A 17,001-nucleotide genomic window follows, 5' to 3' on the forward strand; every position below is an offset into this window, starting at 1 on the left:
CCAGGACACACAGAATAGCGCTTCTTTTCCTCAAACACGCACGCTGTTAGCAATGAGCGCTAGCCGAGCGGGAGGAGCTTATTTGCCAGTGATTGCACCGCAACGTCCGGGTGATAGAAGTCGAAGTCGATCTGCTGTGGCAAGGTGCGTCCCGTATACGTGAGGTTGACATTCATCGATACGCGACCATCGCTGATCGCTCTGTACTGAGCGGTGAATGATGCTGAGTTGATGATCAACAAACCTGACAGAGTGTAGTTAGCGATGTACTGCAAAGCATCTACTTCTGCTTTGTGAAACTGTTCAAAGCTTAACAATCCCTGTTGAGCAGCTTCCAGCCCTTGTTGGGCAAATGACAGCACATCTTCCGCGGGCTTCAGGATGTCCCTTATAGCATTATCGCGTACTCCCTGTAAGGCGCGTTCCGCTTCTTGTAGTGCCTTCTCATACGTATCTAACTCCTTTTCGAGAAAGTATTTGGTAATCAGATCGATACCGCTCCGGTTGAGTGCTTGCCGTGTTAGCTGTACCGCTTGACTTTGATTTGCTACGTCCTGCTGTGCTCCGGCTATTTTTTGCTGAAACTGCGCGTTGGCAACTTCAAGACCGCTTTTTGCGTTTATTACGTTTTGCTCTCCAAGCTGTATCTGCTGGCGCAGAGGTTCCAGTTGCCTGTTGACTGTTTGCAACTGATTATCGAGGAACGTGGTCGTGCTTTGCTCAAGGTATTGCACCAGGTTGTTGTCCATAGAGGCGCCGATGATAAAGGTAGCTGCATTCTGTATATCTGTACCCGTTACCGACATGGCAGCCCCAAAGTTGCTCCCAAAGAGTTTTCCTGTAATCCCGAAAGTGAAGCCCTCCCTGATTATCCGGAACAGGCCTGCTCCCCGGCTCTGAATCAGGGGTAATTCGATGGTGCCGTCCAGCGAGACATATGGGATGCTGCCCTCTTTCAGACCGAGCGTAGCAGCGGGACCTCCCTGCGGCGATGATCCTGTAATTGTGATGACATTGCTCACGGTGAGGAGCGCTAACTCAGCCTGGAAGAGCAGCAGATCATTGACCTTGTGTGCCGAGAAGACCATGGATTGCTTGAGCCAGGTGCCCGTTACTGTGAGTCCGGTATGGGTAATGGCAAGCACTGCTCCCGCCAGGGTAAAGGTGCCAACGTCAATGCTGGCGCTCCCGCTCAGCGCCAGCGCTGTGTCGCTCAGATGGCCACTCAGATCAACTGACCCGAAGATTCCTGTCCAACCGAAAGGCAGATGCAGCGTGCCCGCGATGGCGAAGCGCTTATCCTCCAGTGAGAGGGAGCCAGTGAGCACCTGTTGATTCAGGATGCTGAGCACACTCTTCCCTTGCAGACTGACAACGGAGGTGCCCGGTCGCACCTGCGTATGGATACTCACGAGACCGCTCAGGTCCAGGGCAATCAGGTCAGTGACGTTGCCGGCGACGCGCATGGAGGTGCCGAAACCACTGTTTGCGTTGACCAGGCCGAAGTACGCCATGAGCGAAGCTGTGCTGGCTATCTGCCAGTTCCCCTTGAGGAAAATGACCAAGCCTCGCTCCTGGTCTGCCGCGTTTTGTGCCTGCACCTGTTTTCCAGAAGAAACAAAGGTGGAGAGATCGGCTGCCAGCATCTGAGCCTGGATGGCTGGCAACAGTTGGAGCAAGATTTCAATCTCGCTGGCGGTCAGCCTCGCCACTACCTTTTGTTCTGGCGTCAGCGTCTGCAATTCGGAGGGCCTGGTTACGAGCCAGTCCGCGTCCATTTCCAGGGAACCGAAGGAGATATGCTGCTGTCCGACGCGGTTCTCCAGCGGAATGGATTGGATAATCTCATTCAGGTTCAGGGTCTTCAGAAAGTTCAACAGGTGGGGCACGCTCTCATTTGCGTCAAGCGTCAGATTGTATCTGGGATCGGTGGGATCAACCAGTGTCCTACCGCCCAGGTATGGAGGTAATTGAATCGTGTTGGGGCCCAGGGTGAAAACAGGCAGCAGGTGCGGTAAGGTTGTGGCATCAAGCAGATAATCTGAATCTGTGATGAACTTTCCCAGCGCCTTGAGGAGCTTCACGAAGTCGCTCAGGCCAAGGTTTTTCAGGGGATTGGGGAACGCGCCATGTACCTGGAAGTTCAGATTCTCGATCCCGTGGTATTCGATGCCCAGTTGATCGAAGAAAAGCGGTACTGGCAGAGGGATGCCCGTTTCAGTGATGATGACCATAAACAGGTTGTGGATGGCAAGGTGGTTGGTGAGGTCCTGTGGTCTGGGCAGGCCATCCAGCGGTTTGAGCAGTGCGGCAGCCAGGGGAAGCAAAGGGAACTGGTGCAGGTCCATATCCAGAGCCAGGGGAAGCAGGGCGCCATCAAACAACTCGCCCAGGGAAAAGCTTCTCAAGGTGAGACCATTCAACTGCGGGCCAAGCGGGCTAATCGTCGGATAGAGAATCTTGATGGCGGGGTTTGCCGAGACGCTGCATTGGAGGCTGCCGCTCTCGGTAAAGTTGAGATCGAAACTGAACTCCTTCGGTATCTCAATATGCAGGTAGTCTATCAGGCTATCGGGCAGTTGATCGAGAAGGTTGCCAGCCTCGTGCAGTCCGCCCGCGATAATTTCGCCGAGGGTGAGCGTGGAGCCTGTCAACTGCTTGATCAGTTCATTGAGTTTTGTGAGCGCGCTGGGATCACTGATGCTCTTCAGCAGATTGTCGAAAGCTGCACTATCGAATGCCCCGCTGTTGTTTAACTGGCCCTTGCGGTAAATCTGAATATCCTGTAATGGGAGTCCGGCAGGCAGTTTTTTAGCGAGCTCATCCAGTTTGCAGGCCTCAAACAGCAGTTTGAAGGGGGTCAGCGGTATTTTGAGAGGACGCGGCTCGCCAGTTTTGGGGTCTTTACCCTGCTTAAAACTTGCGTGGCTACTGCGGAACGTCCCTCCGTTGTAGCTAAAGGTTGGCAGGCTAAACTCAAGGTAGCCGAATTCTCCCAGGTCGGCGGTGTACAGCGGGTTGCCCTGCCTGTCCTGGATGAAGTGAATGGCTTGCAGCGGCGAGGTGCGAATCTGGAGTTGCAGGCCCGAACTGCTGTCAAGACCCAGGGTGAAACGGGTCAGGCTTGCCTCATTACCTTTTTCATAGGTGTTGAAGAAGTGCAGTTTCGGGGTTCCGTCTTCGTTTGTGCCGAAGAGAGCATTCATCTTCTCCGGGATGCCAATCCCAAACTCCCCTGAGAGCGAGAAGTTTTTGCCCAGTTGCAGATCCAGGCGAGGAACCGCGATGACGGCCGTGCCGAGATCAAGCGCCGGGAGATTGCCCAGCGCGGAGGTCGACCATTCGATCTCCTTGTGCGCGACCAGGGGGACGACAGAGACGGTGGCTCCCTGCTTGTCTATCTTCAGTTGAGCATCCACAGAGTTCGTCGGAATGACGGCCAGCAGTTTCGCGGGTAGCCCATTGAGACGGGCTGTAATAGCAGTGTTTATCGACCAGGAGGCCTGGCCATTGTCCTCGCTTGTCCTGGCTAAGGAGAGGTATTTTAAACCCAGACCTATGGTCCAGTCTGGCAATGGCTCTGGGAGGGAGAACGTCGCGGTTGCTCGTGTCGGCTCAAAGACCAGTTCCACGCGCCTGTCCTGCTTGCTCAAGGTGAGCGTTCCGCCGCCTGTGAGTTCGTCAACCCCAGCTACCGTCAATGCTCCCGTCGCGCTGACCGCCCAGCTATACGCGCTCGCTGCATTGAGCTGGATAGCTTTGCCAGTGTCTCCAACGGTTGGGGAGAGCGTTTTGCTGATGAGAATGGATAGCCTATTGCCAGTGAGCGTAGAGCCGGCTCCCAGGTCGAGTTCAATGCCTTGAGCAGATTCCGCCAGGAGCTTGATGATCCGTGCGGTACTGCTCGTCTCCAGGCTGGCCCCAAGCATAAAGGGGCAGTCAAAGAGCGTGCCGCCGACCGAACCGCTCAAGATCCAATCCTTTTTCACCTGGTCCAGGGCGAAGGTAAAATCCAGGCTCTCGAACACAAGCCCGTCAACGATGGGAAAGGTTCCCTGAGTGTGCAGAGCGAGCGAGCAGGTAAGCTGGCCGCTCTCACCATTGCCGGGTCCAGGCAGGCGCGCCAGTGTGAGGTCTACCTTGCTCACGGTGAGATTGGGAACGCCGAAGGGCAGTTCCCACTTCGTCGTGCAGGTTCCCTTGACACTAAATACCCTGGTGCCTGGCGTGAACTGGATGGTGATGTCCGAGAATTCGAGATCGGACATCTCATCAGGCATACTCGTGTCGCGCAGCAGATCTTTGATGACGCGTGACAGGTGAATGGGCTGTTTTTTCGCCGCGTCCGCCGTAAACGTCCAGGCCGCAGCGGTACCCGCGTTGCTTGCCGTGAGTGTAAAGTCCACCCCAGCCAACGTCAGGCTGCCAGAAAGCGTCGCCTGGACACCCGTCTCTTGATTGTATAAGATCAGCGATTTTACCTCTGTCAGGCGCAAATCCACCACATCCAGCGGAATCGGCCAATCTCCCTGCACGTCGGCATGAAGCGTATATTGCTTCCCTACCTGAGCCGAAAAATCAAACGCTGTGATCTCTAATGCCGGAATGCCGCTGTCGCCGACTTCCTCGATGAAGTACTCGATCACTTCCCTGAGCTTGACGCTCTGGCCCGGCGCCAGACCACCGACAACCGTAAAATCAGGCGCGAAGAGAGAAAGCACAAAGAGACCCTGCGCGCCCAGCCCGATCGTTCCGGTGATGGCAAGCGAGGGGAGAGAAGGGGTAGCCAGGGGAACAGTAATCCCCAAGGTAAAGCCATCTAAAGTAATGGCTTTACCAGTTGCTTGATCTTCAAACAACGTCCAGGGACGCGCGTTTTGAACACTGGCGCCCAGGGAAACCAGTTTGGAGCTGGCGGCAGGGTTGACGCGAGCAAAGATGTTTTTGAGAGTAACCAGGTCAGCGAGATGGAAATTGGGGAGGGAAGGAAGATGTTTTGCGAAGTCTACTCCCTGGGCCAGGCTGGAAAGCTCGTCAAGTCCCGTCAAAATCGTTCCGCTCACCCGTTCGAGATCAAGGCTTAGCACAATATCACTTTCAGGTTGGTAGAGCGTAGCAACGAGGGGTAGCGAAGCATCCTTGCCCTGTACGTTAAGCGGGAGCTCTGTGCGAAAGCGTAAAAAGGACAGGGTATCGGGTATCTCGTCGCCATCATCGCGAAATGGAATGCTGCATGCCTCAAAGGTCAGCGTGGGGCGTGTTGAAAGCCCGATATCGATGGGTTCCTGGATGGTCGCAGCTAAGGCCATGTTCGGCAGACCGTATTGTATCTCAATCGGTCCGGCAAGCCTGGGACCTTGCAGACCAAACAGGGAGCCGAGATTCTTCAGAATGGAAGTCAGGCGTAGCGTCCCTGCAAAAAACAGCCTGCCCTGCTTAATCTCATTGGAAACATTATATGAAGCAAGATGAAGTTGAGGTGCGGGGGCAAACGCTACGCTCGCTAGTGGAGAGTACTGCAAGTCTGGAAAGCTCTGACTCAAATTCCATCCATCCGCTCCACTTGCTTGCAACATCAGTTGGACTTCATCACCCTGAAGCTGAAACATCGCTTCAACCCTCATGCCTGTGAAGGGAAGCGTTGTCCCTGTGCCAGTGACGATAATTCGAGCGTGTTCATCTGGTGCCTTGATCTCATAGTGCTCAAGGGTAATCTGCTCATCCTGCAAATATGTCGCGGAGAGCGCATCAATAGGAGCGGAGCCCAGGAGCCTGGTAGAGAGGGCGTACTGTGTAACGCTCACCTTCCCACTGAGGAGAATATTCTGGAGTTGTTGTAGAGTCTTCATGCTGGGCCTTTCTTTTAAAAGAAGCTGGGCGCAAACAGCCCGGCCACTGAGAAGGAGAGGAAAAAGAAGCCTGGCGACAATCCGAGCCGCTGTTTTCCTGGTCGCGTCATAGCTATACATCAGAAAAACAGTCAGAGGCATTCATCATGGAAACTGTACCTCTAGCTCCACTGGCAAATGATCGCTAATTTTTGTAAAGTAGAAAGTGCATAAATTGTGTATGGATTTATATATATTCTTGTCGTTTAAAAACGGTACAGGGGTTCCATCCGCTTCCCAAATTGATTGAAGGAGCGATATAACAGAGCCGGTGCATGTTATATCATTGCGCACGACAAAGTTATCGTAGAGGTTGCTTGTCAGGCGGTCTTGGATGGTATCAAAGGTTCCTAAATCGAGAGGTACCAGGGTAGTACTACCATTCTCAATTTTCGCGTCGTATTTAGGGGGAAGGGTAAGCCTGCTCTTATGAAAATCAGCGTTAAAATCTCCCATGATAATTGCTGTTTGGCCGCCTTGGGAAGATGTTTTCAGATTCTTCTTGATATTCTGCCATTCTTGTGAAATGAGTAACGCCTCCTCAGGCTTGGGAGCATGCCAAGCACAGAACTCCCAGGCGGGGCCTTTAGGGTCAGGCTTGTCAGATCCGTCAGGAATTATCTGTACATTCATGTACATAGGACGACGCCCTCCGCTAGAGTAGACCGAGCGGCGTTTGCGTGTGGTATCGCTTATAGCGACCTTCTTTTTATCATAAATCACTCCTATCCGGTCATCGTCCTTGGCTGGTCCATCTGTCGTCTGCCAGAGATATGTATACTTTTTTGTTGCATCCTGTGCATTTAGCTCTTTTATAATTTTGTCTAATGCTTTGGTTCCGTTATCACTAAGAGGGATCTCGTAGATAGCTATTATATCGTAATCGATCATGAGTGATTTCAGGACGGTCAAACCGTCAACATAGTAAGCAACACAACTGGAAAAACTTTTGATATTCCAGCTCAGTATTTTTATATCCGTCACCCGGTGCTCCTCTCATATACAGTGGTGAAACGCAGGCGGCCAATCCAGCCACTTTTTACACACTCTTGAAACGTTATGTGCTGCAAGTACAACATCAATATCTCAACGCGAGATTATGCTCAGAAGGTTGCTTTACCGGATAAACGTCTATGTGGTGCAGAATTACAACATTGATTTCTTGTTCCTAGAGAGGGGCACAAAAAGGTTGATCTCGTACTCTCGACCGACGCTGCTGAAGCACGCGTCTTCTCTACTCTCGACCGACGCTGCTGAAGCACGCGTCTTCTCTACTCTCGACCGACGCTGCTGAAGCACGCGTCTTCTCTACTCTCGACCGACGCTGCTCAATGCTACTGCATACTGCTATAGTTTTAAATTTATGCATACGAAACGTTCTTTAATAAAAGATGTGTTTGTGGTGCTAATGCTTTCAGGTAGGGGACAGAATGCAAAAAGATTGGAAACGTGACCCAATATGGCAATTAATAGGCGTCTTGTTTGGTATTACTAGTTTAATCATCGCTGTGCTTGCTCTGACGGATAATGCGAAGATTAGCGCTTTTATAGCTTTGGCCTTATCTTTTATAGTTGCATCAGTAGTATTAATTCCTCAGAGAAAAAAGAAACAACGTATAAGCAGCTACTCCGACCAAAAGAGCGTACATACAAACTCTCCTTCGTATGTGGTGAAAGAAATTATGAAAAATTTTCAAGTCTTTATGCCTGTGCTATATTTAGTAGTAGTTTGTTTGTAGTTTATGCAGGCTATATAATTTGGTATGTCTTTTTTAAGAATCATGAAAGTTTGATAGACGATAGAGGTGATTTGATAATAATTGCTGTATTATCTATCATCTGGTCACTAGTATTGTTTTATGTTATAAATAAAGCATATAAAGTATACAAGGAACTCAGCGATTTATTTGATCAATATGACGAGAAAAATAACAGATCTTAAATCTGCTACCTATTCTTTGTCAATTGAAGCAATTTTGTCGCTCTTGGTATTGGAGCTATCCGAAGTGCGCTTCAGAGTGTGAGCGATATGTTGAAATTTCGAAAAAGACTTCCAAGCGCTGATTGAGCATGGGGCTTGGGTAAATATTTCTCAACGGGGCCTCGATATAAGGTAGGCCCTTTTGTCAAGACACAAAGAGAAGGGATTCGAAGGTGTCTCTGTGTTGGGTTCTTCTGAGCTTGCCTCACTCAGACAGACGGAGCTTTCTAATGCTTCTGCCGGGGCACCCCTATGAAAATGTAGGTAAATTTGCAATCCCCCGTTGGGCCTCATATGCGTGAAATGTTTGACGTAAGAGATATAGGCGAAGTAAAATGCAGTGATATAACTCAATTGCACGTTCGTTAATCATTTGATCGTCGACAGAAGAGGAAATGCCTGTGTCTTCTGAAATTATGGTCATCTTGGATCTCTCTTACGAGGCACAAATGCTTCTTGATCAGCAAGGCGTAGACCTCTATCAAGAACTTCGGCAGGAAGTGCCGTCAATCCGCCTGATGCATGTAGCAGACCCAGAAGCATCTCCCGGAAGCCGGGATATCGTGACTGTCATTTCTGTAACAACCGGTCTGGTTGGTGCGCTCACCCCAATTATTCTGCGCATTCTTCAGATGATTACTCCGCCAAATCGGTCGCAGACCTGGATCGTTGAGGAAACAGAAACGGTTTTACCGGATGGCAGTAGAACCATCCAGCGCAAGAGAATTCTGTCAAAGCAGGAACAGCATCTTCCCCAACCACATGATGAGCAGCCTCGAAAAGCTGAATCAGAGACATCTATGCAAGATCAGGCAAGGAAGAATGGATGAGTTATTCACGCTATGCTTTTTGCCTGGGGGCGAATGGCCCCCAACTCCCTGGATATCGGTCGTTAGCCTATGCTGAAAGAGATGCTGAGCGCCTGGCACAGGCACTGAGAACTGCGCCATGTAGCTTTACAGAGACGTCCTGGGACATTGCGAGCGAGCCGAGAAAGACATTGGCAAAGCTCAATCAGTTCGTGAAGCGTCAGCAGTCTCTTGACTTGCTGCTCGTTCATTTTTCTGGACATGCCATCTTTGATGAAGAGCTGTATCTCCTCTGCAATGAAACTGACTGTGATGATCTTATTTCTTCTGCTATTGGAATTGACACCATCAAAAAGATGCTGAGTCGTTCTCCTGCCCGTCACAAAGTACTCGTTTTGGATTGCTGTCACGCGGGAGGGGCTCTTCGAGAGCCCTTCAAAGGGATGCAAGAGATTCGAGAATCCCTTGATCGCACATTTCAGGGGAGTACGAGCGCTATTCTCTGCGCCTGCGCGAAGCGTGAGCGCACACGAGAATTAGAGACGCTGGATGGGGGAGCTGGCTTCCTTTCGTGGGTCCTGACCTCAGCCTGCACTACACGTTTTGAGGAGGTGTCGCCTGACGCTGATTCGCTCTCGCTGAAGCATATTCTCAGTTGGTTGCCGAGGGCGCTTGAAGAAGTGAATCACTCGTTAAGCGAAAAAGAGCAGCTTGCCCCTCCGGAAATTATGATCCATACGCGCGGTGGAGACGGAGATATCTGGCTCACAGAGCCAAAGAAGCTGTCACAACCGGAGAAGGAACGTGTCGAGCAGTACGCCAGAGAAGATCGTTTGCAAGCGATGCTGGCGGATCATAGCGGATTTATCCATGATCGTCTGAGTAGCTTTGTAGGGCGTTCTCAGGAATTGAGCAGCATTCGTCAATGCATTGATGAGATGCTGACGACTGGTGGCTATATCACCATCACCGGCCAAGCTGGTCAGGGAAAGAGCAGCATCATCGCTCGGCTGGTGGATGAGTATGGAGCTGAGCTGAGCGCTTTTCATTTTATCCCTCTCAACCCCGGTCCTGACCATCAAATCAACTTGCTGCGCAATCTTATGGCCCGGCTTATTCTGAAATATCACCTATCCGACCTGTATGTCACTGGTGAAAGCCGCTCAACCCTGGGGGATTATTTTTCTAAAGTGCTGGTTGAAGTCGTCGCTAGAGGTGGGCGGGAGATCATTTTTATTGACGGTCTGGATCAACTGAAGACGGATAGTAACGGCGAGCGCGATCTGAGTTTTTTGCCTACGAATCCTCCACCTGGCATTGTATTTGTGCTGGGTACCCGCCCGAATGAGACGCTCAAGCAGCTTGACCTCCTCAAACCCCACCACGAGTACAGGTTGCCAGACATGAGCAGGCAGGATTTTCGTCTCCTTTTGGAAAATAGGGACGTTTATCTGGAGACCGAACTTATCGATCAACTGTACCAGGCCATGCAGGCAAATGCCCTCTATCTCGATCTGGCGGCGAAGGGGTTAAGGGAAAGTGGAACTCTGCAGCCTCAGGAGATCATCAATCATATCGCGGATAATCCGGAGAATCTCTTTTCGCTGGCAATGGCGCACTTGAAGAATCCGGCTAGCGAGTGGCGCGAAGTCATTAAACCAATACTGGGTCTGCTGCTTACTGCACGTGAACCATTAGGGATGCGTTCCATTCGCCAAATACTTGGGGTAGAGGATGAGCGGTTACGAGAGGGAATGACTCGCTTAGGTGGATTGCTGACCGACGATGGCAAGCGTCACTATTCGCTTTTTCACCTCAAATTATATGACTACTTGCGCCAGGATCAACATAATCCGGGCAAAGAATATATTTTCGCCAGCGATGAGGAGGAAGGCTGGCATCAGAAAATCGCTCTATGGTGTGAAAAGATCGATTTTACGCAGGACTGGCATGTTCTGAAGGAGAGTAGCGAGCCAGGATATCGTGAGCAGTGTGTCTATACCTATCAGCATTATGGTGAGCACCTCTACTTTACAAAAGACTGGCATAAACTCTTTGCTGTACTTGATGCGGGACACTATGGGCGTGCGAAGCTGACCTTTGACCCTAGCGCACGTTTGTATGTACAGGACCTTGACCGTGGGCGAGAGGCTACTTGTGGCGCCCACTATCAGCAGGGACTTGCCCTCCTCCCTTATCTCTGGCGCTATACATTGCTGCGTTGCAGCTTGACCAGTCGCGCGGACCAGTACCCTGATGAAGCTTTTCAACTCCTTGTACAGTTACAACATGAGGAAAAGGCTCTCGGTCTGGCCGAATTGCTCACCAATCCTGTGAGAAAAGCTGACGTGTTCTTTCAAATCGCCGAACAGATGAGCAAGCAATCTGTTCATCAGACAAAATACCGTGGTGTCCTGATAAGGATCAGTAACATAGGCAAAGCAATTCTCGAGAGCGACGAGCAGGCAAGAATTCTGTGTCGGGTAAGTGAACTATTCGGCCAGTTAGGTGAATGGGAACAGGCTGCCAGAACCTTGCTCTGGATTAAGGACGAGGACCGACAAAAAGAAGAATTGCAACGGTTGGGAACAACGCTAACCAAACAAGAACACTGGGAACTGGCCAGGATGGTGGTTCGTTTCATTCAGGATGGGATTGCAAGAGCGCAAGCTCTCATGATTGTAGGAAGTGCGTTAGTCGAGAAAGCGCATCTGGAACTGGCTTCTATTGTGTATACGGAAGCCGAAGAAATTATTCGGCAAGTATCGCTCAACGAGCTTAAGGATGTACATGCGCGAGCAGAAGCACTGATAGATCTTGGATTGGCTTATGCAACATTACATCAATGGGATCAGGCTGAGCGCATCATCAGCTCAGTTGAGGGGGATCTTCAGCGTGCCTGGATGCTCACTGCATATGGAGCAATACTCGCTTCAACTGGAGAACTGGAACGGGCCTGCCAGATATGGACGCAATCTGAGGCCCTCATCCTGGCATTGGAGGGGGATACGCAACGAAATTGGGTTCTCGCCTACCTGGGGCAAATGCTCATTGAGGGAGAGCAATGGGAGAGGGTGACGCAGGTTCTTCTCCTCCTCAACGAGGCGCCGCAAACCGGCGGAGAGGAGAGTGCACTGATCAACGAGAGCGTGGCTGAGGGGGCTGAGGAACAAGAGGAGCAGTTGGGTGAGGAACCGTATACTTCCGATGATGCTCGCATTGATCTCACTAAGTACCTGGCTGAGGCGCAGCAATGGAAACTCGCAGAAGACGCGAGCCTCTCGATTGTTAGCAACGAAAAACGAATGGATACATTAGGGGAGCTGGGGAATACACTGATTGAAGCCGAGCAGTGGCAGCTGGCCGAGCGTGTTATCCACTTTATTGAGGATAACGAGAAGAGAGGAGAGTCACTGGAAGAATTTGGAAAAGCTCTTGTCAATGCCGAACAATGGGAACTGGCAAAGATCGTGTACGCAGAAATAGAAGAAGTGGGAAAGCATGAGCTACTAAAAAGCTCAGAGAGTAATGATGAAAGAGAGGATGCTTTAGCCGAATTTGCTGAGGAATTAGCGGAGGTGCGCCAATGGGATCAGGCTGAGCGCTTGCTTCGTTCTCTTGGTAGTAGTGAGAGGCGGGAAAAGGCATTGGGAAAGCTTGCTGAAGAACTGGCGAAGGCTCAGCAGTGGGAAGAGGCCCGGCGTGTAATCAGCTCTATTGAGAGTAGCTCTGAACGGATAGAAGCATTGGGGAGGCTCGCGGAGGAACTGGCGAAGGCCCGACAGTGGGAAGAGGCCGAGCAAATTGTCAGCTCGATCCGGGATACTGGAAAGAGGGTGGAGGTGTTGACTGAACTGGGGAAAGCGCTTTGCCAGGCCAAGGAGTGGGAAAAGGCTGAGCAGGTTATCCGCGCTATTGAGAGCAATGAGGAGCGCTCAGAGGGTCTGGCAGAATTGGCGACGGCATTGGCTGAGGAAAAACAGTGGGAAGAGGCCACACGTGTGGCCTCTTGCATTGAAGAGCGGGAAAAACGAATTGAGATATTCAATGACCTTGTCCACATGTTAGCGCGTATCGAAGAGTGGGAAAAGGCTGAGCAGGTCATCCAACACCTGGAAAGCGGAATAGGGCGTATTGTGGCGCTGTGTCTACTTGGCACAAGCTTGGCGAATGCTGGAGATAAAAAGTATGCCCATACAGCGCAGTTAGAAGCTATCTGGGGGGAAGTTGAAGAGTCATTACAAACGGTCCTTAGGGAGCTGCAGGATGAAAGCGAAAGGATGGATTTGCTTGCCTGGCTAGGTGAGAATTGGACGCAGGCGAGAGAGTGGGAGAAAGCAGAGCAGATCATCTTTGCTATCGAAGACGAGAAGGTGCGGGCAGGCGTACAGACGACATTAGGGAAAGCCCTGGCTGAGCATGGGCAATTGGATCAGGCCCGGCGTGTGATCAGCTCTATAATCCCTGAAAGGGAGAGAGATGCTGGGCTAGCCATGTTGGGGAAGACGTTGGTTGAAGCAAAGCAATGGAGGCAGGCCGAACAGGTAATCAGGGAGATCGATGATAGGGAGATAAGGGCTGAAGCTGCCGGGGCCTTAGGAAGTGCATGGGTCGCTTTGGGAGAATTAGAGAAAGCGCATACGATCTGGATGCAAGTAGAAGATTTTATCAGAGGTGCCCAGGACGATAAAGCGCAACAACGAGTATTAAGTAGCTGGTATCAGGTGTCGAAATTTGAAGAGGATGATGACCCTGATTATTTCTACATGTCAGAGTATGCTGTCAGAAGGCCCAGGAGGGCTGTGGGGAAACGAGCGCCGTTTCTTCGTAGAGTGAAAGGGGTCACCCTTCGTCCTTATCAACGTGCGACCGAAATAGAAGAACTGTATCCATCCTCAAGATCAAGTGTGCCTGCCAGACGAGCGACCACGCAAGTAAAGGGAGTGAGAAGGGTACGCTCTTCTCGCCTTACACAGAGGACATATCCAGGTTCTGTGCGCTCAGTTCCACGTCGTATCTCGCGTAATGGGACGAGAAGGGTAGTCAGGCCACGTACATCCATCGCAATAGATGGAGATCGTCTTTCTGGGAGTCGGATGCGTGAAGATAACTGGTTACGAGCAAAGTCATTTTGTGAACTCGGTACTGCGTTAGTCAAGGGGAAGTTGTCTGAAAAGGCGTTTGTCATCTGGGAAAATGCGGTGAAAGTGTGCGAAACAATAGAGGATCCTGTGTTACAAACCCAGGCATTGAGCAAACTGGCCAACGTTTTCATCGAGACGCGTCACTGGGAAGATGCCCTCAGCAGCATAGATATGATAAAAAGGCCTTCTCAGAAGATCGTACTTTGGTGTGTGTTGGTCAGGGAACTGGTGCAGCTAGGTGCGTGGGAGCACGCGCAAGCAGTTATCAAGCGAATAGAAGAAAATGTATCTGCACCTGCTGATCTCTACTGGCTGATTATGTCTCTCTGTGTACTGGGAAAACACCTTGCACAGGCAGGCCAGGAGGAAACTGCCAAAAGCCTATGGGAGCAGGTAAAACGGCATATAGAGAATGGCCGAATGCTACAGAAGCCGCTGAAACGACGCGGCCCCCTGGTGCGCCGTTCCCCCTATGTATATGAAGATGATATTCTGGTGGACGACTTACCTAGCAGAAGGATGCCACAAGTAACACAACCGCTGCGGCGAAGCGTTCCTCGCGCTCAGCGGCATTATACGTACAGCAGTGGCGCTTATGAATATTCTGATGATATAGACGTTTCAGATTCTGTCGAAGAGAGTGGGAAGGATAACTGGAGCCATATAGGGAGATTCCTGGCGAACTCCGGAGAATGGGAACACGCTGCCGACGTCTGGGAGATCTTGCAAAACTCGGCATCTCCGTCACTGCGACCCACTGTAACAGGTCGTAGAATACCTGATTCACAGAGCGAATGGCAGCAAAAAGAGTCTCTAAGAGTATTTCTCCAGGTGCTGATCGATGTGGAGCAATGGGCAGAGGCGGAAGAATATATCAATTCAATCGTCAATGAGGATGAGCAGGCAGAGGCGTTAAGAAGACTGGCTGAATCATTGGGAAAGCGAGGTGAGTATGAACATCTCCTCTCCTTGGTGCAGCGCTGGTGGGGACGTGCAAAGACGAGAGAGCATGCTCTTCAATTGCTCCCGCTTGCGTATGAGCTCATTCCGCTAAAACCTGAGATCGGCTTTGCCTTCTATGAGGCCTTTGATTGGGTAGACTCGTTTGTGAAGGGGTTATGATGCTACTGCGAAGAGTGGGACTCGTCGGGCCATTTTAGAATGTATCTTAAGATGAACAATGAGTATCGGGAAGGAGCTAAGCGAGTCAACAAGAGACGAATGGAAGTCACTTGGATAAATGCCTCGCTGCTTGAAGGCAACCCCTCGTAATCGCGAGCGAGTCGCCGGATGCGGATAAGCCAGCCAAAGGTTCGTTCCACTATCCAGCGCTTGCATTGAATCTGGAAGCCGCCCTTTGGTTTCCGCATCTCAACCAATTGCCCATCTTCGAGAAACGCAATGCGCAGTTTCTCAGAACTCTCTCAGTGAAGTGGAAGATGAGAGAAGGTGAAAGGGATGAGTGCTGTTCTTCATGCCGCTATCGCTGCCGCTACTGCCGCTGCTAAGTTTGCTGTCGAGGAGGAGCGAAGGAGGCGAGAGCAGGAAAAGCAGCAGAGAAAGAAGAAGGAGAAGTGATGGAGAGGATTTATTTCGGGCATAGCCTGGAATGAGGCCCCATGACCGTATCTGCCAGGAGACGGGAAGCGTCCATGGCTTGATGAGTGGCTCCCTTTCTGTATTTTTGCATACGTTTGGCTGGCAATTGTTTCTATGGGGGCTATAATTAGTTTTACATTCTTTAGACAGGTAGTGACAAATAGGGACGTGTATCCCCCCTTGCCAAAGCTGTGGTTTTATGGTATATTTGTTCTACTTTCGACACAGAGGGGAAGAGCAACAGATGGTACGTGGGTATCGGGGAGAACTTGACCTCAATAATGCACAACAGACGCTGTGCCGCAAACATGCCGGGGCCTCTCGCTGGGCCTACAATTATGGCCTTCGCCGCAAACAGGAGGCCTACAAGGCAGGGCAGAAAACGCCCACCGCGATCGATCTGCATCGCGAAATCAATGCCCTCAAGCCCTCTGAGCCCTGGATGTATGGGGTCAGCAAGTGCGCCTTCCAAGAGGGATTACGTGAGCCTTCATGCCGCCTTCAAGCACTTCTTTCGCAAATGCCGGCTCAAAAAAGAGGGCAAGTGGAAAGGCAAATGCGGCTATCCCCGCTTCAAAAGCCGGAAGAAAGCCATCGGTGGCGCCCGCTTCACTGGGAGCATTCGGGTGTCTCCCGATGCCATCCAGTTGCCTCGTGTAGGGCTCTTACGACTCAAAGAGCACGGCTATTTCCCTCTGAACGTCAAGATCACCAGCGCCACCATCTCTGAGCAAGCAGGCAGGTGGTATGTCTCGATCTGTGTGCACGAGGAAGCCGGGGAAGCGAAAGAACCCCAGGCAGCCACGGGCGGCGTCATTGGCGTTGACCTGGGGATCAAGCGGCTGGCGACCCTTTCGGATGGACGTACCTTCGAGAATCCCAAGGCGCTGCGCAAGAAGATCACGGCGTTAAAGCGCACGTCGCGACGCCATTGCCGCAAGGCTAAAGGATCACGCAATCGCCAGAAAGCGAAGCAGCGTCTCTCGCGGATGCATGCCCGGATCACCAACGTGCGCAAAGATGCCTTGCACAAAGCGACCGCTGAGATCGTGGCGAGAACCAAGCCCGATGCTCAGAGGCCACGCGTGATTGTGCTGGAGGATCTCAACATTACGGGTATGCTTAAGAACCGTCGTTTGTCGCGAGCCATTGCGGATGTGGGCATGTACGAGTTCAAGCGGCAAATCCTGTACAAAGCAGAGCAAGCAGGGGTGCAGGTGTTGCTGGCCTCCCGCTGGGAACCCTCCTCAAAAACCTGTTCGTGTTGTGGTTGGGTCAATGAGGCGCTCACCCTTTCGGATCGGGTCTTTGTCTGCCTGGATTGTGGAAGTGTACAGGATCGAGATTACAACGCCGCCAGGAATTTAGCGGCATTGGCCTGATGAAAACGGAGTACCGCAAGTTCTGCGGGAATTGATGCCTGTGGAGCAGGTGTAAGACGAGCGAAAGGCTTGCTGTCTGCATTGAAGCAGGAACCGAACACTGTGTATGGCATGTCTATATATGGGGAAGTTTCGGAGAACGGAGACGTGAAAAATACGAATAGTTCTCGCTGGAAAAGAAGTTGATGCCCAAAAATA

At 51.3% G+C, this 17,001-nt stretch carries 7 protein-coding genes and 1 pseudogene; 5 read left to right on the top strand and 3 right to left on the bottom strand.

Annotated features, from left to right (window positions below; translation table 11 throughout):
* Positions 1–59: 59 nt before the first annotated feature.
* Positions 60–5,849 (bottom strand): hypothetical protein, encoded by a 5,790-nt coding sequence (locus KTE_RS35550; RefSeq protein ID WP_201390160.1) that lies wholly within the window; start codon positions 5,847–5,849, stop codon positions 60–62.
* A gap of 144 nt (positions 5,850–5,993) precedes the next feature.
* Positions 5,994–6,872, bottom strand: a complete 879-nt coding sequence (locus KTE_RS35555; protein WP_201390162.1) for a hypothetical protein — start codon at positions 6,870–6,872, stop codon at positions 5,994–5,996.
* Between the two features lie 446 nt (positions 6,873–7,318).
* Between KTE_RS35555 and KTE_RS35560 the strand changes: the two genes are divergently transcribed.
* The 3 genes from KTE_RS35560 to KTE_RS35570 all read left to right on the top strand — a co-directional run bounded on the left by KTE_RS35560 (position 7,319) and on the right by KTE_RS35570 (position 14,944).
* Positions 7,319–7,627, top strand: a complete 309-nt coding sequence (locus tag KTE_RS35560) for a hypothetical protein (RefSeq protein WP_201390164.1) — start codon at positions 7,319–7,321, stop codon at positions 7,625–7,627.
* Positions 7,628–8,270: 643 nt separating this feature from the next.
* Complete coding sequence (locus KTE_RS35565; protein ID WP_201390166.1) at positions 8,271–8,699, top strand: hypothetical protein; 429 nt, start codon at positions 8,271–8,273, stop codon at positions 8,697–8,699.
* Positions 8,696–14,944 (top strand): caspase family protein, encoded by a 6,249-nt coding sequence (locus tag KTE_RS35570; protein WP_201390175.1) that lies wholly within the window; start codon positions 8,696–8,698, stop codon positions 14,942–14,944. The genes KTE_RS35565 and KTE_RS35570 overlap by 4 nt, the downstream gene beginning before the upstream one ends.
* A 2-nt stretch (positions 14,945–14,946) precedes the next feature.
* On the opposite strand, the gene KTE_RS50055 is transcribed toward KTE_RS35570, so the two are convergent.
* Positions 14,947–15,192: a transposase gene (locus tag KTE_RS50055; protein WP_374226839.1), complete on the bottom strand. Its 246-nt coding sequence runs from the start codon at positions 15,190–15,192 to the stop codon at positions 14,947–14,949.
* 473 nt (positions 15,193–15,665) lie between these two features.
* Here KTE_RS50055 and KTE_RS50060 point away from each other — a divergent pair.
* Both KTE_RS50060 and KTE_RS35585 read left to right on the top strand, forming a co-directional pair.
* Positions 15,666–15,743, top strand: a pseudogene (locus tag KTE_RS50060) (hypothetical protein); the annotation flags it as partial.
* A 160-nt stretch (positions 15,744–15,903) separates the two neighbouring features.
* A complete protein-coding gene (locus tag KTE_RS35585) occupies positions 15,904–16,803 on the top strand; it encodes a transposase (protein ID WP_236600829.1) in 900 nt (299 codons plus the stop codon).
* Positions 16,804–17,001: the final 198 nt, after the last annotated feature.

The organism is Ktedonobacter sp. SOSP1-85 (assembly GCF_016587415.1).
Lineage (GTDB): Bacteria > Chloroflexota > Ktedonobacteria > Ktedonobacterales > Ktedonobacteraceae > Ktedonobacter.

Excerpts from the sequence above, each read along its gene's own strand:
- KTE_RS35550 (WP_201390160.1), bottom strand. The coding sequence starts at position 5,849 with ATGAAGACTCTACAACAACTCCAGAATATTCTCCTCAGTGGGAAGGTG.
- KTE_RS35560 (WP_201390164.1), top strand. The coding sequence starts at position 7,319 with ATGCAAAAAGATTGGAAACGTGACCCAATATGGCAATTAATAGGCGTC.
- KTE_RS35570 (WP_201390175.1), top strand. The coding sequence starts at position 8,696 with ATGAGTTATTCACGCTATGCTTTTTGCCTGGGGGCGAATGGCCCCCAA.
- KTE_RS50055 (WP_374226839.1), bottom strand. The coding sequence starts at position 15,192 with ATGCGGAAACCAAAGGGCGGCTTCCAGATTCAATGCAAGCGCTGGATA.